The sequence below is a fragment of the Pseudoalteromonas sp. S16_S37 genome (genome assembly GCF_014694405.1).
In the GTDB taxonomy this organism is placed as follows: Bacteria; Pseudomonadota; Gammaproteobacteria; order Enterobacterales; family Alteromonadaceae; genus Pseudoalteromonas.
Window position 1 is genome coordinate 1 of the sequence record NZ_JAAUWV010000168.1, and the last position, 888, is coordinate 888.

Sequence of the window (888 nt, forward strand, 5' to 3'; positions counted from 1 at the left end):
CTTAATTCATAGCCCATTATTTTGCGTGAATAGGCATCTGTTGTTAGCGATAAATAATGAGTTCCTTCATCCGACTTCAAATAGGTAATGTCACTGACGAACACTTCCTCAGCTTTTGTCGCTTTGTATTCTTTTAGTAAGTTTGGGTGCTTTCGCATCCAATGTTTACTGTTCGTTGTTTTGGTATAGTTTTTCTTTGGCTTTACCAGCAAGTTATTGAGCCTGAGGTACGTAAATAATCCATCTCGACCTAGCTTAATGTTTCGTTCTATTAGCTCTGGCTTTATCAATTTATATAGCTTCAGAGTGCCGATTTGTGGCATGTACTTTCGCCAATAAATAACAAGCTCCTTAACAGGCGCGAGCTTGAGCCGTTTTGCATTGTCTCTTTTAATCGCTTGATAAACACTTTGCCGAGAAATGCCAAATACTCGGCATACTGTAGCCAACTTTATTTTTCTTGCTTCTTTTTCTCGCCAGAGATAATGGCGTAATACTTTTTTCGAATGCCGGCTCCATATTCGTTGTCTATGATATCAATCATACCTTCCATAACGTCATTTTTGAGCTGTAACTCGGCTAACTCTTTTTCTAGCCGTTTGATTTTTTGTGCGGGAGTTTCTTTTGATTTTGGCATATCAGGCATACTAATTGGCTTCGACCAATCTAGCTTACCATGCTTTCGTAACCATGTTAGAACTGTACTTCTGCCTTGAATTCCATAATGTTTCTGAGCTTGCTTGTATGTAAAGTCGCCTTTTTCTATCTGCTCAACCACGGCTAATTTAAAGCCTAGGGTATAATCTCTTTGTGTTCGTTTAATTCTTTGTTTATCTGTACTTGTCATAATAAGTCCTAAATGTGTAAACACATTTCAGGACGAGACAA

The 888-nt window shown here is 38.2% G+C and carries 1 pseudogene; it reads right to left on the bottom strand.

Going from position 1 to position 888, the window contains the following annotated elements:
* Positions 1 to 847, bottom strand: a pseudogene (locus tag HC733_RS23315) (IS3 family transposase); the annotation flags it as partial.
* Between the last annotated feature and the right edge of the window lie 41 nt (positions 848 to 888).